The sequence below is a fragment of the Archangium violaceum Cb vi76 genome (genome assembly GCF_000733295.1).
Taxonomy (GTDB): domain Bacteria; phylum Myxococcota; class Myxococcia; order Myxococcales; family Myxococcaceae; genus Archangium; species Archangium violaceum.
Genome location: NZ_JPMI01000006.1, coordinates 45,426 through 64,200, shown reverse-complemented (window position 1 = coordinate 64,200; position 18,775 = coordinate 45,426). Strand labels below are relative to the sequence as shown.

The 18,775-nt window shown below is 68.5% G+C and carries 17 protein-coding genes and 1 pseudogene; 5 read left to right on the top strand and 13 right to left on the bottom strand.

Annotated elements, in window-relative coordinates; all coding sequences use genetic code 11:
* Positions 1-87: 87 nt before the first annotated feature.
* The 5 genes from Q664_RS01695 to Q664_RS01675 all read right to left on the bottom strand — a co-directional run bounded on the left by Q664_RS01695 (position 88) and on the right by Q664_RS01675 (position 6,289).
* A complete protein-coding gene (locus Q664_RS01695; RefSeq protein WP_043389085.1) occupies positions 88-996 on the bottom strand; it encodes an NAD-dependent epimerase/dehydratase family protein in 909 nt (302 codons plus the stop codon).
* Positions 989-1,705, bottom strand: coding sequence for a sugar phosphate nucleotidyltransferase (locus Q664_RS01690; RefSeq protein ID WP_043389083.1), 717 nt, complete (start codon positions 1,703-1,705; stop codon positions 989-991). Before Q664_RS01690 ends, Q664_RS01695 begins: the two co-directional genes overlap by 8 nt.
* 9 nt (positions 1,706-1,714) lie before the next feature.
* Positions 1,715-2,707, bottom strand: coding sequence for a GDP-mannose 4,6-dehydratase (locus Q664_RS01685; protein WP_043389081.1), 993 nt, complete (start codon positions 2,705-2,707; stop codon positions 1,715-1,717).
* Between the two features lies 1 nt (position 2,708).
* Complete coding sequence (locus tag Q664_RS51415; RefSeq protein ID WP_160174309.1) at positions 2,709-5,243, bottom strand: glycosyltransferase; 2,535 nt, start codon at positions 5,241-5,243, stop codon at positions 2,709-2,711.
* An 863-nt stretch (positions 5,244-6,106) separates the two neighbouring features.
* A complete protein-coding gene (locus Q664_RS01675) occupies positions 6,107-6,289 on the bottom strand; it encodes a hypothetical protein (protein ID WP_043389078.1) in 183 nt (60 codons plus the stop codon).
* 284 nt (positions 6,290-6,573) lie between these two features.
* Between Q664_RS01675 and Q664_RS01670 the strand changes: the two genes are divergently transcribed.
* The gene (locus Q664_RS01670; protein WP_160174308.1) at positions 6,574-6,972 is read left to right on the top strand and encodes a restriction endonuclease subunit S domain-containing protein; all 399 of its coding nucleotides are present in this window, start codon (positions 6,574-6,576) and stop codon (positions 6,970-6,972) included.
* A gap of 193 nt (positions 6,973-7,165) precedes the next feature.
* Positions 7,166-8,638 carry a glucosyltransferase domain-containing protein gene (locus Q664_RS01665; RefSeq protein WP_043389072.1) on the top strand — a complete coding sequence of 491 codons (1,473 nt, stop codon included), beginning with the start codon at positions 7,166-7,168 and terminating at the stop codon, positions 8,636-8,638.
* 7 nt (positions 8,639-8,645) lie between these two features.
* Here Q664_RS01665 and Q664_RS01660 read toward each other — a convergent pair whose 3' ends face one another.
* The 3 genes and pseudogenes from Q664_RS01660 to Q664_RS62830 form a co-directional block, all read right to left on the bottom strand.
* Positions 8,646-9,575 carry a GNAT family N-acetyltransferase gene (locus Q664_RS01660; protein ID WP_152621845.1) on the bottom strand — a complete coding sequence of 310 codons (930 nt, stop codon included), beginning with the start codon at positions 9,573-9,575 and terminating at the stop codon, positions 8,646-8,648.
* A 15-nt stretch (positions 9,576-9,590) separates the two neighbouring features.
* Positions 9,591-9,923: a hypothetical protein gene (locus Q664_RS60425; RefSeq protein WP_052517541.1), complete on the bottom strand. Its 333-nt coding sequence runs from the start codon at positions 9,921-9,923 to the stop codon at positions 9,591-9,593.
* Positions 9,924-9,982: 59 nt separating this feature from the next.
* Positions 9,983-10,357, bottom strand: a pseudogene (locus Q664_RS62830) (class I SAM-dependent methyltransferase); the annotation flags it as partial.
* Here Q664_RS62830 and Q664_RS60420 point away from each other — a divergent pair.
* Positions 10,343-10,483: a hypothetical protein gene (locus Q664_RS60420; RefSeq protein WP_235216512.1), complete on the top strand. Its 141-nt coding sequence runs from the start codon at positions 10,343-10,345 to the stop codon at positions 10,481-10,483. The pseudogene Q664_RS62830 and the gene Q664_RS60420 sit on opposite strands and share 15 nt — an antisense overlap.
* Positions 10,484-10,533: 50 nt before the next feature.
* Here Q664_RS60420 and Q664_RS01650 read toward each other — a convergent pair whose 3' ends face one another.
* Both Q664_RS01650 and rffA read right to left on the bottom strand, forming a co-directional pair.
* Complete coding sequence (locus tag Q664_RS01650; RefSeq protein WP_043389067.1) at positions 10,534-11,529, bottom strand: glycosyltransferase; 996 nt, start codon at positions 11,527-11,529, stop codon at positions 10,534-10,536.
* Positions 11,519-12,640: a dTDP-4-amino-4,6-dideoxygalactose transaminase gene (gene rffA, locus Q664_RS01645; RefSeq protein ID WP_043389065.1), complete on the bottom strand. Its 1,122-nt coding sequence runs from the start codon at positions 12,638-12,640 to the stop codon at positions 11,519-11,521. The genes Q664_RS01650 and rffA overlap by 11 nt, the downstream gene beginning before the upstream one ends.
* Before the next feature lie 277 nt (positions 12,641-12,917).
* Between rffA and Q664_RS01640 the strand changes: the two genes are divergently transcribed.
* Positions 12,918-14,177, top strand: coding sequence for a glycosyltransferase (locus Q664_RS01640; RefSeq protein WP_052517540.1), 1,260 nt, complete (start codon positions 12,918-12,920; stop codon positions 14,175-14,177).
* A 23-nt stretch (positions 14,178-14,200) separates the two neighbouring features.
* The gene (locus tag Q664_RS01635) at positions 14,201-15,091 is read left to right on the top strand and encodes a glycosyltransferase (RefSeq protein ID WP_043389062.1); all 891 of its coding nucleotides are present in this window, start codon (positions 14,201-14,203) and stop codon (positions 15,089-15,091) included.
* Between the two features lie 74 nt (positions 15,092-15,165).
* Here Q664_RS01635 and Q664_RS01630 read toward each other — a convergent pair whose 3' ends face one another.
* Genes Q664_RS01630 through Q664_RS01620 form a run of 3 tightly spaced genes read right to left on the bottom strand, consistent with a single transcriptional unit; the run spans position 15,166 to position 18,768 of the window.
* The gene (locus Q664_RS01630; RefSeq protein WP_052517539.1) at positions 15,166-16,590 is read right to left on the bottom strand and encodes a glycosyltransferase family A protein; all 1,425 of its coding nucleotides are present in this window, start codon (positions 16,588-16,590) and stop codon (positions 15,166-15,168) included.
* Entirely contained in the window at positions 16,587-17,420 is an 834-nt protein-coding gene (locus Q664_RS01625) for a glycosyltransferase family 2 protein (RefSeq protein ID WP_043389134.1), read from the bottom strand. The genes Q664_RS01630 and Q664_RS01625 overlap by 4 nt, the downstream gene beginning before the upstream one ends.
* 19 nt (positions 17,421-17,439) lie before the next feature.
* Positions 17,440-18,768, bottom strand: a complete 1,329-nt coding sequence (locus Q664_RS01620) for an ABC transporter ATP-binding protein (RefSeq protein WP_043389057.1) — start codon at positions 18,766-18,768, stop codon at positions 17,440-17,442.
* Positions 18,769-18,775 lie beyond the last annotated feature (7 nt).

Here is an 18,775-nt window from a genome sequence, read left to right as displayed (position 1 = left end):
GGGCTCCAGAGGCGGAGGAACGTTGCTATTAGCGCCGTACGGGAGAGTCAAGCCGTCCCCCGCCTCCAAGCTCGCACTGGAGGTCGTTCACCGAGCCCGAAGGCTTTCCAGCAGGCGTGCGACCGAGCGTGAGAGATCGAAGGAGATTCGCCGTCCCCACACGCGCTCCAGGCGCCGGGTGTCGCCCACGCTCACCGGCACGTCACCAGGGCCGCGGAGCAGGTTCGCGGCGGTCCGGACTTCCACTCGCACGCCCACCTGCCGGAGGATCTCCTCCAGAAGCGCCCCCATCCGCACGGGCTGGCCGGAGCAGACGTTGAGGATCTCCTCCTCCGGCTCGCGCTGCCCCAGCGTCCAGAGGGCATCCACCACGTCCGCGACGTCCACATAGTCCCGAACGGGAGTCAGGTCCCCCACGGTGAGGCACCCACCGCCCGCGGCGGCTAGGGCAAGGGACTCGCGGGAGAAACGGGCCGGCGCCAGCGAGCCGGGCATACCAGGACCCATGATGTTGAAGAAGCGCAACACCCCCACGGGCAGCCCACGGCGACGGGCCAGGAGCGCCAGCCGCGTGCTGGCGAGCTTGGCCACTCCGTACTCACCCACCGGGCGCTCGCGGGCGTCCTCGGAGATGGGCTCGGCGCCCAGCTCTCCGTACTCCGCAGCGGAGCCCGCCACGAGGACGCGAGGCTGGTAGCCCGGCACGGCCTGCACGGCCTGGAAGAGGTGGAGCGTGGTGGTGACATTGGACGCGAAGATGCCCCGCGCCCCGCCTCCGGGACCGCCTGCCAGGTGGTAGATGAGTGACGGCCGCTCGCGGGAGAGCAGCTCCGTCAGGGAGCCCGCCTCCTCGGCGAGATCGATGGCGTGGTACCCCAGCTCGTCCCGAGGCGTCCGTCCCACGCCCAGACACCGAAGCCCCTCGGCACGGACTCGCGCGGCGAGCGCCCGCCCGACGAAGCCGGCGCTCCCCGTGATGAGGACGGACTCAGCCATGGCGGGGGAGGAACTGCTCCCGGCGCTTCTGGAACTCATCCGTGGCGACGGCGTAGTCGTCCGTGCGGCCGATGTCGAGCCAGTAGCAGTCCTGACGGGCGCAAGCCACGCGCTCACCGGCCTGCTTCAGACGCATCATCAGCTCGGGGATGTCCAGCCGCTTGCCACGCTCCATGTAGCGCAGCGCGCCCCGGTTGAAGAAGTTGATGCCCATGCTCACGCTGTAGGAGAGCGTCGGCTTCTCGATGTAGCGGCCAAGCTGCCCGGCGGGTTCCTCCTCCACCACACCGAAGTCGATCTTCACATCGCGCTGGTAGAGGCTGATGGTGGCCATGGCTCCGCTGGCCACATGCGACTCGAAGGCCTTGCGGTAATCCATGGTGGTGAGCAGGTCACCGTTCATCACCAGGAAGTTGTCGTCGAGCCGATCCGCGACCAGCGACAGCGGTCCGGCGGTCCCCAGGGGCTCCTCCTCGTGGGAGTACTCGATGCGCACGCCCCACTTGGCTCCATCTCCGCAGAAGACGCGGATGAGCTCGGCCAGGTGGCCGGTGGTGACGATGAGCCGGTCGAAGCCCGCCCGCGCCAGTTGCCGCACGACGATCTCCAGGATGGGGAGATCATCGATGGGCATCAGCGGCTTGGGAAAACTGGTGGTGTAGGGCCGCAGGCGCGTGCCCTTGCCACCGGCGAGAATGATGGCTTGCAAGGTGGTGTCCTACCGATTGTAGATGTCGGACCGGAAGCGGTCGGCGTGGTTGCGGATGAAGGCGATCGTCTCGAGCAGGCCCTGCTCGAGCCCCACCCGGGGCTTCCACCCGGTGAGTGCCTCGGCCTTGCGGGCATCCGCCAGGAGCGTCATGACCTCACTCTTCTCGGGGCGGATGCGCTCGGACTCGCAGACAATCTCCTTCTTTACCCCCGCCAGCTTGAGGATCAACGTGGCCAGATCGCCAATGCTGATGGCCTTGCCGGAGCCCACGTTGATGACCTCGCCCAGCGCCTGGTCGCTCTCGGCGACGGAGATGAAGCCCTCCACCGTGTCCGCTACGTAGTTCAAGTCACGCAGCGGAGAGAGCGCGCCGAGCTTCACCACCGGCGAGGAGGACAGGGCCTGGCTGATGATGGTGGGGATGACGGCGCGCGCCGACTGCCGCGGGCCAAAGGTGTTGAAGGGGCGGATGGTGGCCACCGGCAGCCCGAAGCTCAGGTAGTAGCTCTCCGCCAGCTTGTCCGCGCCGATCTTCGAGGCCGAGTAGGGAGACTGGCCCTGCAGCGGGTGCTTCTCGTCGATGGGCGTGTGGAGCGCGGTGCCATACGTCTCGGACGTGGAGGTGTGAACCACGCGCTTCACCTTGTGCGTACGCGCCGCCTCCAGGACGTTGAGCGTCCCCTCCACGTTCGTCCGCACGTAGCTGGCGGGCGCCACGTACGAGTAGGGAATGGCGATCAGCGCCGCCAGGTGGAAGACGATGTCCTGGCCGGCCACCGCCGATGACACGAAGAACGGATCCTCGATGTTGCCGGAGAGCACCTTGAGCTTCGAGCGCACCTGGGAATCCGCCATCTCCAGGTTGGAGAGATCTGGCCGGGCATCGTAGTGAACCATGGCCGTCACCTCGGCGCCGCGCGCGACCAGCGCCTCCACCAGGTGGCTGCCGATGAAGCCTCCCGCCCCCGTCACCAGTACCTTCGCACCCTGCACTTTCACGTCATCCCCTCCCTTGCACGACGCCGCTCGCCGCCCCTTGGGACGCCAGCTGGCGGAACACTTCGTAATACTTCTGACGCGCCGTTTCGATGGAGAAGCGCACCTGGACGCTGTCACGGCACGTGCGCGCCAGGCGCATCCTCCGCGAGTCCAGGCTCAACGCCTTGCGGATATCGCGCACGAACCCCTCCACGTCCGTAGGCGGCACGACGAAGCCCGTGCGGCCGGACTGGATGACCTCGGGCAACGCCCCCACCTTCGACGCCACGACCGGTGTGCCCAACGCCAGCGACTCCAGGCACACCAGGGGCAACCCCTCCACGTCCGAGGGGATGACCACCACGTCCGCCCGGCGCAGGTAGGGCCGCGCATCCTCCACGATGCCCAGCAGCGTCACGCGGTCGGCCAGCCCGTGCCGGTGGATGAACTCCTCCACCTCCGGCCGCTGCGGCCCATCACCGGTCATCGCGAAGCGCACACGCTGATCCCGCCGCATCCGGCGGGCAATCTCCACGAAGCGTAGGACTCCCTTCTCCTCGGAGAAGCGGCCCGAGTACAGCACCAGCCGCACACCCGGCGCCAATTCCAACCCGGGCGGCCCTCCGGGCAGATAGGGCACCGACTCCTGCGAGAAACGCTGCATGTCGATGCCGTGGTAGATGGTGCGGATGCGCTCCGGCGACTCGCCGTCCCGGAGCAGCGCATCACGCACCTCATCGTTGGCGACGATGTGGAAGTCGATCTCGCTGGCGTGGCGGCGGTTGTTCGCCAGGTGCCCGACCGTGTTGTACAGGTGATCCACCACCCGGACGTGCGGCAGCTCCCGGCGGATGCGGGGCAGCAACGCGTAGGTCCGTGCCGAACCGACGAGCATCAGCACGTTCACCTGCCGCGTTCGCAACAGGTGCAGGATGGCCTCGTCGTGGGCGAACTCGGGCAGTTCCTTGGACAGCTCGAAGACGTCATCGGTGAGGCGCTGGAAGGCGCCCGCCGAGCTGCCCATGCTGGGAGGCGTCTCGATAGAGGAATAGACGGTGAGCCGCGCGTCCTCCTGCTGGCTGGTGGCGAACACCTGAAGCATGAGGCTGTCGGAGCCGCCCATCACCATCCATGGCTGGGCCAGGGCGATGCGCAGCGGATTGCGTGCCGGCAGCACGCTGCGCGAGAGCTCCCGCGACGGCGCCGCCTCCTTGAGGGGCTCGGTCTGCTCGCGCGAGATGCGCGCCACGTACAGGGGCCCCAGGTAGCGCCGGTGCTTGGCCAACGTCTTGCGGTAGGCCTGCTCCAGCCCCGGCCGGATCGCGTCCGACAGGCTGTTGCCGTGGATGCGGTAGAGCATCAGCGGCTCGCGGATCTTGTATCCCCGCGCGCCACGCTCGGCGAAGCGCAGCCAGAAGTCCCAGTCCTCGATGGAACCGTCCTTGTTGCTGCCGTAACCGATGTCGAGCGACTTCCACGTCTCATAGCGGAACATCGCCACGGTGGACACCGTGTTCGTCTTGCTCAAGTTGGCCAGCGAGAACTCGTCCGCCGTCTCCCACACCCGTTGCTCACGGCCAAAGAGCTGCACGGAGGGATAGACCACATCCACTCCCAGCAGCTCGAGCGCCATCACCGCCTTCTCCAGATACGTGGGGGCGAGCATGTCGTCCGCGTCCAGGAAGGTGATGTACTTGCCACGAGCCTGCCGCAGTCCCGCGAGGCGGTTCTCCCCCACCCGCGTGGGCTCGGACTGGAAGAGCTTGCGAACCTTCGGATGCCGCAGCGCCCGCACCTGCTCCGTGGTGGTGCCGTCCGTGGAGCCGCCCTCCACGAGGATGATCTCGAAGTCTTGCAGCGTCTGCTTGTCGAGGCTCACCAGCGCGTCCGGCAGGAAGCTCCCATAGTTGAAGCAGGGAATGATGACCGACACGAGCGGCCTGCTCTCCGGCCAACGCTCACGGTCGGTCCCCGTGCCAAATACGTCCTGCGCCACCTTGCGGTAGAACGTGGTGACCCCATCCACCAGCGCTTGGGAATCCGGCAGGTGCCTGAGCGGCTGCTCCACGACGAATTCCAGGACGTAGTCACCGGCCCGCCGCACCGGCTCCATCACCGTCTGGCCGAGCCACTTCCGGGTAGACTTGGGCACGACCAGCCGTGCCATGGCCAGGGGCAGCCGCCAGACGCGCGTCGGCTCGTCCTTGATGTCCACCAGTTCCTGAGCGAACTCGAAAGCGCGGTGGGTCTTGTAACTGTGCACCTGCGCCTCTCGCTCGCTGAGCTGGGAGCGGAGCTGTTGCTGGGTCTCCTGGAGCTGTTGGACTTTCCGCTCCATCTCACGCAGGCGTTCCTTCAGGCGTGCGGCTTCCTCCTCCGCCCCAGGCGAGGAGCGCCGGCGCTTGCCAGCCCGCTTGGGTTTGGGAACAACAGCCTGTGCCTGGCGCAGGGGCAGCACATCACCCAACGGCGCATCCGATTGCTGCTCAGATGAGGAAGAGAGCTTGCTCTCCACAACCGTGGCGTCCAGCGATTGCTTGCTTCCCTGGCGATTCATGACCATTCTCACTCACCGGCGGCACACCCGCCCTCACCCGGTGCGAGGGATGACGAGTGGCGCTGGGACGGACAGGGTCCAGGCCATCGCCGAGCGCTACCACGTGGAGAGCCGACCCCACCTACATGTCCTGACGTGCTCAACTCCCCCGACCCGACAGGCCGCGCGTGTGTTACGGGATCGGTGCTAGAGTGTCAAGGCAGACCACCCGGGCTGGCAAGCTGCGCGGCGCCCCTGTTTCGTGACCTTGAGCGCATCGGGCAAGCCCCTTCGTCTCCCCCACAAGCCGCTGGATTGATTGGACTTTTCTTCCAGGAGAGGAACTGTCCTCCCGTCTTGCTCCCCCAGGTGACCCATGGGTTACAAGGTTTGCGAATCCAAGAACCTCCTCGCGAGCGCGAGCCGATGTTCGTACAAGGGACGCGGAACAACTCGATGACAGTGCATGAAACTCCCCTGGTGATCCTCCTGCCCGAGTTGGCGCTGGGAGGATTGCTGCGGCACGCCAGCGATCTGGCGCGGCAGGCGAAGCGGCAGGGGCAGCCAGCGACGATCGTCTCGATGCGAGGCGAGCACGACATCTCCGAGCACTTGGCCGGGCTGGACGTGCGCCTGGTGGAGTCCTGGAGCGGGGCCGGACAGAAACAGGTGCTTCAGTGGATGGAGGGAGCGGACGTGTTGCTGCTGAGCTCCCCGCAGACGGCATTGCTGGCGCCAGCGCTCTGCGTGGCGCGGAGCGCGGCGGTGGGGGTGCATGGCTCGCCTGGAACCAACCGGAAGTGGCTCGGAGAGGAGCGCTTCGTGGTGCTGGCCACCGCCGTTGGCGCGCCAGGGGGGCCCCAGGTGCTCGTGCCCGGGCAGGCCTACGTCGACGGCGTTGCGCGGGAGTTCGGCATCTCCACCGAGCAGGTCTCCGTGTTGCCCAACGCGACGCCCTTGCCCGAGGGCCCACCCCGCCCCATGCCCGGGATGGGCTCCGTGCTGACGACGATGCGGCTGGCTGGCGACAAACGGTGGGTGCTCGAGGCGGCGGCGCGGCTCGCCATCGCAGGGCACGTGCCACTCAAGGTCGTGGGCAAGGGCCCGGCTGCGGCCGAGTTCCGTGCCTGGCTTGGCTCCCGCCCCAACCTGAACGCCGAGCTCATCGAGACAGATGACTTCGACACCCACCTCGAGGACGCCGACGTGGTCGTGGCCGTGGGACTGACGGCGCTCGAGGCCGCGGCGCGAGGCCGCCGGGTGGCCGTGGCGGCCAAGCCTGGAGGAGGGCTCGCCGGAGCGCTCACTCCGGGCAACTGGGCGGCACTCCAGGCCACCAACTTCGCGGGGCGTGGGCCTGCCGGAGCAACCTCCCACCGAGGTCTGGACCGCGCTCGGGGAGATGACCGCGAAGGACCTGGACGAGGTGACCGGACTCGTCGAACGCACCGCCTCGCCCCTGGCGTTGCTGAAGACCCTGCGGCTGCACCTGCGGCCCGTGCGGCCACCCGCACCGGACCGTCTGATGATGGCCTTCGCGAACCTGACCGCCTCACTCGAACAGCGCATCGCCAGACTCGCTCACGACAACAGGGAGCTGGAGGAGGCGCGCGACTGGTGGCATCAGCAGGCCCAGTCCGCGGGCGAGCAACTCCGGGAGCTCACCGACTACCTGGGCCAGGTGGAGAAGGCGCGCGACTGGTGGCATCAGCAGGCCCAGTCCGTGGACAAGAATCCCCACACCTCCTGAGACCGCGACCTGAGACCGCGACCCCGGTGTATCCATTTTCCGGGCCCAACCCTCCGTGGCATACAGCGCCACGTTGCACCCTCAACCAGCTGAAGAGGTTCCACCCGTGTTCGCGCTGCCCCCCCACCCGCCAGAGCGCTCGGAAGCAGTAGCCGCTCCGTCCTCCCCTCCTCGGGAGGAAGCACCCCTCGCATTGCCACTGCTCGGTGCGCTGTCCCGGAGGGAGCTGTTGCTGTTCGCGAGCACGTTCTGCGTCCTGCTGATGACCTGGACACCCAGGCTGTCGCAGACGTTCTACTCGGGAGACGACTATGTGATGTCCCAGACCGCCCACCGGGTGCAGGAGACGATGCTGGGCCAGGGGCGCTTCGGACTGGCCCTCTTCCTGAGGTTGCAGGAGGCGCTCGGGGCACCCCATGGCCGTACGATCACCCTGTACACGTGGCTGGCGCTGCTGTTGATGGCACTGGGAGGCGTCCTGCTGGCCCGGATGTGGCGGATGACGAACGAGCGCTGGCTGCCCTTCGTCGTCTGCCCCCTGGTGTTCATCCACCCCTACTTCGCCGAGCTCTGGGCCTTCCGGGGCGTGCCAGCGCTGGCATGCCTGTCGCTGCTGCCCGCGATGCTGGCCGTGGAACAGACCCGCCTCCACGGGTGGAGGGGAATGCCGGGAGCACTGCTGCTGCTCACCTTCTCCCTCAGCATCTACCAGACGAGTTTCAACGTGCTGGTGGCGCTCATCGCGGTGGGGGCACTGTTGGAGTTGGGGCGCTCGGAGGGAAACTGGGGCGAGACGCGCCTCATCCTCGCGAGGTGGTGGCCGGCCGCATGCGTGCTCCCCCTGGGCAGCCTTTGCTACCTGCTGGTGAACAAGGGGGTGCAGCTCATCTTCCGGCCGCCCGCGCTCGCGCGCACGCAGTTCCTGAGCCTGGAGGGCATACCGGAGCGCCTGGGGCAACTGAAGCAGCTGTTCAAGATCATGCTGCGCGACGAGGCCTTCAGTACGCGGCTGGTGACCGGGCTGCAGGCGGCACTCGTCCTGTCGGCGCTGGCGCTCATCGCGCTCCAACTCTGGAAGCAGAGGAACCCGGCCAAGAGCGCATGGATGGTGCTCCTCTCCGGTATCAGCCTGCTGGCCACGGTGGGCGTGCTGATGCTCCTCGAGGAGTGGTGGCCCACGCCCCGGACGAGGATCGCCTTCGCCTTCGCCATGAGTGGACACCTGGCACTGGCATACATGCTCGCCCCTTCCCGCTTGCGCCCCCTGCTCGCGACGGTGGCGGGCCTGCTGCTGTGGGGATTCGCCGGCATCGACCAGCAGTTCTCGGCCGACCAGTTCGTCGTCAATCAACTCGACCGGGTGACCGCGCAGAAGGTGGCCTTCCTCCAGGAGCAGGACCCCCAGCTGAGGGATCTGCGGAAGGTGGCCTTCGTGGGCCATCCGTTCTCGTACCCGGGCACCCGGGTGGACAGCGACACGAACGTGTCGGCAATGGCCACGACCTGGAGTCACGCCGGGCTGATGCGGATGGTGACGGGGCAGGTCTACGTGCCCCTCGTGGGGGAGGAATACGCCCTGGGTGTCCAGGAGTGCGCCAACGGTCCAAAGTGGCCGGATGAGCGCGCCTTCCGAAAGATGGGCGAGCTCCTCTTCGTCTGTTTCTAGTCACCGCCTACGCGCCCGCTCCTCCGCGCGGACCGAGCGCCCGGCTCCAGGTCATCGAGGAGGACTGGGCGATGCCCCCCAACCGCCACCACGTCCGCTGGACGGCGAGTTGCTGCAGCTGGGTGACCACCTCGACGCGCTCCGCGCCATGCCGCCAGGACTCGGCCAATGCGGCGCGGACGAGCTCCAGGTACAACCCACGGCCGCGCCAGCGGGCATCCACCGCGTTGAGCGGCACCTTCGCCACGCCGTCACGGGGAAGGTTCAGCGTCAGGAAGCCGGCCAGCTCGCCCTCCTCCTCCACCACGAAGGTCACGTCCGCGGCCGGGCCGCCGATGGACGTGCGTGCCCAGTGGGCATACACCTCGCGGACACCGGCGCGAGGCAGGTGGGGATCGTTCAGATAGCGGTTGTAGGAGTCGCCGGGGGTGCTGAAGCAACGGGCGGAGAGCTCCGCGAGCCGCTCCGCATCCTGCTCCGTGGCGCGGCGCACTCCAGCGGGGAACGCCCAGGGCTCGCGCGGGCGCGTCACGGCCAGCGTCACCAGCAAGTCCCTCAAACAGAAGCCGGCCCCCTGGAGCGCCGCCGCGCCCGTGTAGTCCCGGCTGTCCAGACGGCATGTCAGGTGGACGAGTCCCTGCTCCCTGGCCTTCTCCACCGCTCGCAGGAGCAGTTCACGGCCGCCCTGCTCGGAGCGCGCGAGGAGCAACTCCAGCTTTCCCGCCTCGAGTCCCAGCCGCTCGCAGTCCCACGCCTCGCGGCGCACGGCCACGACGCCCCCCTCCCCCTCGACGAGCTGGCCCGCCTCGCGCCGCCGTTCCAGGTCGCGCACGAGCCGCTCCGCGGCTTCACGCCGGGAGCCCCCCGGCTGCACTGGAAGACATGCCCAGCCCTCCAGCCACTCCATCCATCCCACTTCACGGTTGTCAGTTGGCACGGTGCGGCACCTGATTCATGGAGAGGACCCCTCTGGCCTCTGCAGCACGGCCAGGACCGAAGTCCCCCAGGGAAATAAAACGTGATGGCCCAGCGGCGTCTCGAGGCTGAAGACAGCCCGCAGCAGCGCGTTCACCGGGGGGGACGGAACGCGGTGGGATCGTTCCACCAGGGCCCAGAGCTCGTCCCGCGACAACTTGGACAGGTCTGGCTGTCCCATCCACCGGCCGAGGACGAGCAGTGGGCTGAGCAGGAACATGAAATAACGCGTGTCCAGCACCCGGAAGCCCAGCTCGTGCCCGAGCCGCTCCAGGTCCTCGCGGGTGTAGCGGCGCTGGTGACCCACCACGGCATCGTTCCAGGACCAGAATCGCTGGAGCGCGGGGGTGGTGATGAAAACGAGCCCCCCGGTGCCATGGCCTGAAGGACTTGCCGCAACGCGGCCCTGTCATCGGGGATGTGCTCCAGCACATCCAGCAAGAAGACCAGCTCCCAGCGGTCCCGCCAACCGAGCCGCTGGAGGTCCACCTGATAGCGCGAGACCGAGGCCGGAAGCAGCGTGGAGGCGGTCTCGAGCGCATGCAGTGACGAATCCGCGAGGGCCAGCTCCCCGAATGCCGGGCGGTCCCGCTCCGCGAGGAAGGACACCCAGCCCCCCACTCCGCCTCCCAGATCGATGGCCCGCGGCCCCGGGCTTCGCGCTGGCACCCGCCCGAGGTGCCGTTGCAGGGCGTGCCACAGGAAACGGCGCCGGCCGAGATACCAGAAGTGCCTCGACTGCATCTGGCGGAGGAGCACGACCCCACGCGAATCGTACGTGTCCTCCTGGTGTCGCACCCGCTCGCGCGGCCGGAAGACGCCATCCGCGAGGACGTACTCCGCCTCCGGCACATCGCCCCGCCCCTCTGACGAGTCAACTCCGGACATGAGCCTCCACCTCGGATTCTACGCCCAACCGCTCAAGCAGCCTGGCTCGCTCCACCTCGCGAGGCCCGTTCGCCTCCGCCGATATCCGAGGACGGGCCTAGCCCACCCGAGGAGCGGAGCCAGTCCTGCCCGCGCGCATTGAGCGAGACATACATCCGCCCCAGGTAGGTGCTGATGATGCCCAGGAAGGCGAAGAGCAGGCTGAAGAGGAACGTCAGAACACAGAAGAGCGAGAGCCAGCCCGGAGGAGCCTGATTCAACATCAGCGCGCGGACGACCTGAACCACTCCCAGCAACAGGCCGAACAGCGATGCGCAGAAAGAACCCCACGTCGCGAGCTGCAACGGAAGCACCGTCAGGGTGCTCATGTGCGACAACCACAACCGGAACAGATCGCGGAGGCGATACGTGGACTCCCCCGCGTCGCGACGCCTGTGGGGCACGGTGACCTCACCCACCCGGCGGGTGCTGCGGAAGATCATCGAGTCGATGTACGGGAAGATCTGCTCGGACCGCCCCAGCATGCGGGCCAGGTCTCCGCGGATCGCACGCACGTTGGTCACCCGGATGCCCGTACGGTTGCCCATGGTGTGCTTGAAGAGCCACAGGTTGAGCCGCGAGACGAGTCGGCGCGGCAGATTCTGCTCCGTGGTCTGGAAGCGGCCATACACCACGTCGTGGCGGCTGCCGCGCAACGCCCGGGCCACGGCCAGCCCCGCCTCTGGAGGGTTCTGCCCGTCATCGTCGAGTGTGATGACGACATCGCCCCGCGCGATGGCGAAGCCCTTGAGCGTCGCCGCGTGCTGTCCACGGTTGCTGCCCAGCTCGAGGAAACGGATGCGCGCATCCTTCGCATGCAGGCGCTCAATGACCTCCTGGACGTCATCCGGAGAGCCGTCGTTGACGAGGATGATCTCGAAGGCTTCCTCGGGCTCGAGCGCCGCCACCAACTCCGACACGGTCTTCTCCAGGTAGCCCTGGGAGCGGTAGCACGGAATGACGACGGACAGCAGCCGTTCAGAGGGCACGGAGGAACTCCTGCGCCCGCCCGATGACCGTGGAGAGCTCCGCATCGGTCATGTTGAAGAACAGCGGCAGCCGCACCAGGCACCCGGTCAACCGCTCGGAGGCGGGCAGCTGGGAGCCGTCATGGAAGCGCTGGCCCATGGGAGACTGGTGCAGGGCCACGTAATGGAAGGGCGCGATGATGTCGTGCTTGCGCATGTGGGCGATGAAGCCCGTGCGGTGCTCGGGCGAGCGGAAGACCACGGCGAACAGGTGCTGGTTGCCGGTGTTCCGGGGCGAGCCCTTGATGACGTAGCCGCCCACACGCTCCACCGGCCCGGTGAGCGCCTCCTCGTAGGCCGAGTAGATCTGCCGGCGGCGTTCCTGGATGCGCGACAGCGCCTCCAACTGCGTGCTGAGGTAGGCCGCGTTGAGGTCCGACAGCACGTAGCTGGAGCCGACATCCACCCACGTGTACTTGTCCACGAGGCCATGCTGGAACTTGCGGCGGTTGGTGCCCTTGTCGCGCATGTACTCGGCGCGGTCGATCAGGTTCGGGTCACGCAAGGTGAGCGCACCGCCCTCGCCACAACCGATGTTCTTCGTCTCATGGAAGCTGAAAGCCGAGCACACGCCGAAGGTGCCCAGCGGACGGCCATCGAAGCTGGCCGCCAGGGCCTGCGCCGCGTCCTCCACCACCGGAACCTTGCCGCACAGCTTCAGCAGGGCCTCCATGTCACACGAGTTGCCAGCGTAGTGGACCACCACTACGGCCTTGGTGCGCGGCCCCAGCAGCCGCTCCACATGCGCCAGGTCGAGATTGCCCTGGGCGTCCACGTCCGCGAAGACGGGCCTGGCCCCGCGCAGCACGAAGGCATTGGCCGTGGAGACGAAGGTGTACGACGGCACGATGAACTCGTCGCCGGGCCCCACCTCCAACAGCAGCGCGGCCATCTCGAGGGCATGCGTGCAGGACGTCACCAGCAGGGTGCGCAGCCCGAGCATCCGCTCCAGCATCTCCTCACAACGCTTGCCGAAGGGTCCCCCGCCCGCGACATGGCCATTCTTCAGGATGGCCTCGGCCATGGCGGTGAGTTCGGTGCCAAGATGGACTGGTTTGTTGAACGGAATCATGCAACCCCCGCGATGGCGCGTGAAGACGCCGCTAGGTAGCAGAGCCGAGGGGAAGGCGTCAAAAACCCGAAATCCTCCCAACGTGGGTTCACGACTCCGCCCACACCGCCGGGGCGAGGCAGCCGCACTGGTGGACTTGTGCGGCGTGGCACCCGGGTTGTAAGGGAGCAGGCGCCTTGAGCTACCCGAGCAGAGACCCGAGCCACGCTCCGCCCCGGCGCTCCCCCTTCGAGCACCCGGGGGAGCAAGTGCGTCTCCAGACCGCTGGGAGGAAGCCATGAAGATTGCCTTCCTGGCGGGTGACATCGGCAACATCTCGGGCGGAGCCAACGTCATCATCGAGTACGCGTGGCGGTTGCAGGCGCTCGGCCACGAGGTGGTGCTCGTCACCCACCAACCGGTGCGCCTGTCCCCGACGCCGTGGCACCCGCGGCTGCCAGAGCTGCGCTTCCAGTCCTTCACGGAGGCGGCGCGGGAGCGCTTCGACTTCGCCTTCGCCACGTGGTGGCTCACCTGGTTCGACCTGTGGCGCCTGGACAGCGCCGTCTACGGCTACCTGAACCAGAGCCTCGAGTCGCGCTTCCACGCGGAGGCCCACCTCAAGCACCTCAACCGCATCACCTACTCGCTGCCGCTGCTCTTCGTCACCGAGGCGCGGTGGCTGGCCGACTTCATCCGCACCGTCCAACCAGGGGGGCAGGTGCTCTACGTGCGCAACGGGCTGAGCCGCGAGCACTTCCCCTGCGTCGAGGCGCCCGCCCCGCGCACGGGCCCGCTCCGGGTGCTCGTGGAGGGGCCCTGGGGCATCGAGTTCAAGGGGGTGGCCGAGACCTTCGCGCTGCTCGAGGAGGCACGCGGCCGCGTGGACTTCGAGGTGGGCTGGCTCACCTCGAGCGGCGGCGGCCAGACGCCGGTGGTGGGCGGCAGACCCGTCCAGGTGTACGAGCGCCTCCCCATCGATCGCGTCCGCCACGTGTACCAGCGCCACGACGTGATCCTCAAACTGTCGCGCGTCGAGGGCATGTTCGGCCCGCCGCTGGAGATGTTCTCACAGGGAGGCACCGCCATCACGTACACCGTGACGGGCTCCGACGAGTACATGGTGCACGGAGAGAACTCGCTCCTGTTCCCACCGCATGACCGCCGGAGGCTCACGAACTACCTACGGGTGCTCTCGGCCTCGCCCGCGTACCTCGAGCGCCTGAGGGCCGGGGCCCTGCGCACCGCCCGCGCCTTCCCGGATTGGGAGGCCAGCATCGGGCTGCTAGAGGGCGAGCTGCGGCGGCTCCATCACGAGGGCCTGCGCAACGATCACCTGCGCCCCGCGCTGGAGGCGGTGGCGACGCTCAAAGAGCACTGGCTCGACGAGGTCCGGCACGTGACGGAGGTCGCGCTGGATGCCGGCCCCGGGGAACGGCTGCTGCTCGATCGCTACCGGAGGCTTAAGCGGAGCACCGGTCTCCAGGGCTTGAAGCGGTTGGTGCCGGACGGCGTCAAGCAGTCCGTGCGTGCGTTCTTCACTCGGAGGCTGGAATGAAGGTCCTCCCGCCATCGGCAGGGATGAGGGTGGCCATCCTCGGACGGCCCATGTTCGAGCCGCACGTTCCGCGCACCGCCGACTGGGCCGAGCTCCGGTTCCTCGCCCTGGGCGAGGAGGATGGAGCCTCGGCGGCGGACGAGGCGCGCACCTGGGGCGCGGAGGCATGCCTCGTCCTCGAGCCGCAGCGGCTCGCGCAGGGCGTCGTGGCGCGGCTCCCCGGGATGAAGATCGGCATCATCCCGGTCCCTCTCGACGGAGGCGAGACCTTCGAGAAGCTGTCGGCGCTCGTGCGGCCGGGGGGCTCGGGGTTCCGCTGGCTCACCTGGCCGGAATCCCCCGTGCCATCCGGGCTCGCCGCGCTCCCCTGGCTGCAGACCCTCCCGCTGCCGGTGGACACGCATCGCTTCACCGAAGGCCCCCGGCTGCATCGGACCCGCATCCTCGTCCCCGAATGGGCCTCGCCCGCCACCTCCGTGCTGGACCGGATTCGCGAACGGGCGGACATCGAGCCGCTCCCCCGGGGACTGGAGTCCTCCGCGCTCCTGGAGCGGCTGGAGGGCGCGGGTGTGCTGCTCTACAGCACCCACGAGCCCCTCGGCCGGAACGATCCGCTGCCGATGCTGGCGCTCTCGCGGGGCCTGCTGCTCATCACCGACACGCCCTTCCCCTCCGACTGGTGCGTGGAGCCCGAGGATGAATTCCTCGTCCGCGGCGGAGAGGCCATGGTGCGCGCGATGGACGAGCTGGTGCGGAGGCCCGGCTCCTTCCACGCGGTGCGCGTGCGCGCCTGGCAGAAGGTGCGCGAGTCCTTCGAGGCCTCGGCGCTCTTCCAGCGGCTCCTCCACGACGCCTCGCTGCTGAGCGGCGCGGAGGAACGCGGACCCGCCAGCGCCGGGCCCTCAACGGGCTGAGCGCATGACACGGGGCCTTGCACGGGGCCTTGGTGGCCATGGCGTCCAGCCTGCCCTCGCTGGACGTGCGCGGCTCACCGCACCAGCCGCCCCGCCAGGGACTTCAGCGCACCATGCAAACGCGGCACGCGCTCGCGGAAGCGGTTGTTCAGCTCGTCGATGACGCGGTGGCGCATACCCTTCGCGCTCGCGCCATCAGCCCGTGCCCTCTCCACCCTCTCCTCCAAGATGTTCAGCGAGGTGAGCATCTGAAGTTCCGGCAGAGGTCCCGCCGGCCCTTCTTTTTCGGAGCCGGTGAAGCGTTGCTCGCAGGAGGCGATGCCGCCCAGGAAGAGGGGCTCGAAGAGCGCCGCGAGGCGCAGGGGCAGCTCGGAGGCACGCTCCACGGCCTGCTCCAGCGAAAACGGTCCCAGCCTCGAGCGTTCCACCACCAGGGCGAACAGCAGCGACGGCTCGCGGTGAAGGTGCGCCGGCTCAAGATGCTCGCCGAGCGGCAGTGGCCGCTTGTGGGGCACGAACCGCTCCAGTCCCTCGAGGGGCGTCCGGCGCGCGCGCGACACCGCCCAGGCGGCCTCTCCGTCCCGTAGCGCCTGAACGAGCTTCACGTAATGGTCCGGGTAGACGATGCACGCCGATTCGAGGAAGGCCAGATACTGACCCCGGGCACGACGGATTCCCTCGGCGAAGGCGACCCGGGCCTCCGCCTCGACGAGCTCGAACGTGTAGCCACCGATGGCCTGGTAGCGCTCCAGCAACTCACGCGCGGCTTCATCCCGGAAGGGAGCGACGAGGACGATCTCCAACGGCTGCTGCTCCTGGCACGCGAGCGAGAAAAGCGCCTCGTCGAGCAGCGGGCGAGCCTGGGACTCCCCGGCCCACAGCACCACACTGAGCAGCCCCGGGACGTGGGTGCGCGAGGCGGATTCCTCGGAAGCCCCGGAGGGAGCGAGCGCGTAGAGCAACACATCGGCCCCGGTCACCGGGGAGAGTTGCGAGAGGAGACCCCTCAGCGCGGCCTCCGTTCCGGCGGCGAGTGGTGTCGTCCGGGACTGACAGGACACCGCGCGCCGCTCCAGCACCTTCAGTCCGAGCGCGGAGAAGCAACGCGTCAAGGACGCCTCGGTGGTTGCGGGTACCTCGGGCGCGTGGCCGGAGAGCACCTCCAGGAGCGCCGTCGAGGAGGCCGCGTTGCGCGCGCCCACCAGGAGCGTCGCGGAAGGCACGGACTCGGCCACGGTCCGCAGCGTCTCCTCGAAGACCGGCGGAGAACCCTCCGCGGACAACACCACGTGGGTGGGCGCCAATCGGCCCAGCCGTTCCGCCAGCGAGCGGTCCGGTGCCGAGGCCCCCTCCAGCTCGAGCACGGTACACCCGGCGGCCATCAGCCGCTCCACCAGCACCTCGTCGCGTGCGAGCAGCAGCACACGAGCCCCCGCCCCCACCTGCTCGAGCACCCACGCGTGCGGCGGCACCGGATCCACGGCGGCGGGCAGTCTCACCAGCGTCCCCTCGCGAAGTCGAAGCCGTGGGAGAAATCCGCCACCCGGGCGAGCGCGCGGGCGGGACGCTCCAGGGCGGGCGCGGAGAACGGCGGCCCACCCAGCTCCTCGTACTTCATCAGGCAGGAGTTGGCGAAGGCGGCATTGCCATACTTCGCACCGAGCAGCGCACCGCTGCGGCGCACGCTCTGCTCGCGCCGGCTGCTCACCTCGCGCGTCACCGTGTAGTGGTGGGCGAGCGCCGCGGGCGCCACGTGCGTGGAGAACCCCGCCGCCCGGGCGCGCCAGGAGAGGTCCACGTCCTCGCAGTACATGAAGAAGCGCTCATCGAAGCCGCCCTCGGCCTCGTACAACTCGCGGGTGATGAGCAGCACACAGCCCGAGCACCACGGCGTCTCGTGCGTGACGGGGTGGTAGGACTTGGGGTGCTCGTCCGGGAACATGCGGGCCTCCACCAGGCCCGTACGCGCGTGGCGCTCGGCCTCGACCGCCAGCTCGCGGATGCAGTCCGGGTGCAGCACCGCGTCGGGGTTGACGCACACGTAGTGGGCCACTCCGGGCTCGGAGAAGGCCCGCGCCATCAACTGGTTGTGAGCTAGGCCGAAGCCCAGGTTGCCACCAGAGGGCCGGTAGTCGGCCCCGGGCTCCAATTCCGCCAGCACCGCGCGCAGCGACTCGTCCGGCGAGTTGTCGAGCCACATCACCTCGAACGGAGCCACGCCCGGCGAGCGCCGGTTGAGCCCGAGCGAGGCCACCAACCGGCCCAGCTCACGGCGGGAGTTGCGGTACAGCACGACCCCCAAGCGGACGTCCCTGGCCTGGCGATTCACCCGCACCTCCTGCCCCATCTCACGAGGCCGCGCTGCGCTGGGGTACCGCTCCCGGCTCGATGATCCACCGGTGGGGCGGACGAACCAGACCCTCGCCTCCAATGGGTGAGCGCACCTCGAAGGTGCTCGGCTGGAGGCCGTTGGAGTACGCGGTGCCCTGCGAGGAGCGGGCCGACACGTCCAGGGTATAGCGGCCCGGGGACAGGCCCACGCGCTCGATGACGAAGCGCACCGTGCCGTGCTCCGGCAGTGGCTCCGGCAGCGGAACCGACTCGAGGAAGGTGTTCGTCGCGTACACCTGCGTGCCATCCTCGCGCCGGATGTCCACCGCGAAGCCCGCATCCGACAGCGGCCGTCGGGTGGTGAAACCCACGCGCACTTCCAGGCCCTGCTCGGTATCCACCACGACACCCGTCTCCCCCGTGGGGGCCACGAGGTCCACCGACACGAGCTCCACCGGGAGCGGGGCATTGGCCTCCTGGGTGCCGGACACCGTGGCGATGGAGGTCTCGGAGCCCTGGAGCGCCGGGAGTGCCCCGCCGCCGGGACTGAGGGCGGGGGCCGTGAGTGGCGTGCCCTGGGCCTCGGCCAGCCGCAGCGCCTGCTGGTAGTGGCGAATGACCTTGGCCGGCTCTCCCACCTCGCGGATGCGCCCGCCATCCAGCCACGCCGCGCTGTCGCACCAGTTGGACACCGTTTGCAGGTCGTGCGTCACCAGGACGATCGTCTTTCCCTGCTTCTTGAACTCCGTCATCTTCGCGAGGCTCTTCTTGCTGAAGTGCTCGTCGCCCACGGCGAGGATCTCGTCGATGATGAGGATGTCCGGGTCCACGTGAGTGGCCACTGCGAAGGCCAGCCGCATGTACATGCCGCTGGAGTAGGTACGCACCGGCTCGTCGATGAAGTCGCCCAGTTCGCTGAAGGCGATGATGGCATCCATGCGCTCGCGCACCTCGGCGCGGCTCATGCCCAGGATGATGCCGTTGATGAGGATGTTCTCCCGCCCGGAGAAGTCCGGATGAAAGCCCGCTCCCAGATCCAGCAGCGCGGAGATGCGGCCGTTGATCTCCATGGTGCCGGAAGTGGGCGCGTAGATGCCGGTGATGAGCTTGAGCAGCGTGCTCTTCCCCGAGCCGTTGCGCCCGAGGATCCCCATGGTCTTGCCCCTGGGGATGGTGAGGTTGATGCCGCGCAGCGCGGTGATGAGGCGGGCCTCTTCGGGCTGGCGCTGACCGCGCAGCCAACGCAACAGCTCGGACTTGAACGTCGTGTACTCGCCCCGGATGGTCCGCTTCCGGAAGCGCTTCACGACATCACGGATGACGATGGCGTCCATGGATTCTTGCATGGGGGGG

What these genes read in the sequence shown, in the direction of transcription:
- Q664_RS51415 (WP_160174309.1), bottom strand. Translation starts at nt 5,243, where the DNA reads ATGAATCGCCAGGGAAGCAAGCAATCGCTGGACGCCACGGTTGTGGAG.
- rffA (WP_043389065.1), bottom strand. Translation starts at nt 12,640, where the DNA reads ATGATTCCGTTCAACAAACCAGTCCATCTTGGCACCGAACTCACCGCC.
- Q664_RS01635 (WP_043389062.1), top strand. Translation starts at nt 14,201, where the DNA reads ATGAGGGTGGCCATCCTCGGACGGCCCATGTTCGAGCCGCACGTTCCG.
- Q664_RS01640 (WP_052517540.1), top strand. Translation starts at nt 12,918, where the DNA reads ATGAAGATTGCCTTCCTGGCGGGTGACATCGGCAACATCTCGGGCGGA.
- Q664_RS01675 (WP_043389078.1), bottom strand. Translation starts at nt 6,289, where the DNA reads ATGGCGAGCCGCGCCGCCGCCTCGAGCACCCACCGTTTGTCGCCAGCC.
- Q664_RS01695 (WP_043389085.1), bottom strand. Translation starts at nt 996, where the DNA reads ATGGCTGAGTCCGTCCTCATCACGGGGAGCGCCGGCTTCGTCGGGCGG.
- Q664_RS01620 (WP_043389057.1), bottom strand. Translation starts at nt 18,768, where the DNA reads ATGCAAGAATCCATGGACGCCATCGTCATCCGTGATGTCGTGAAGCGC.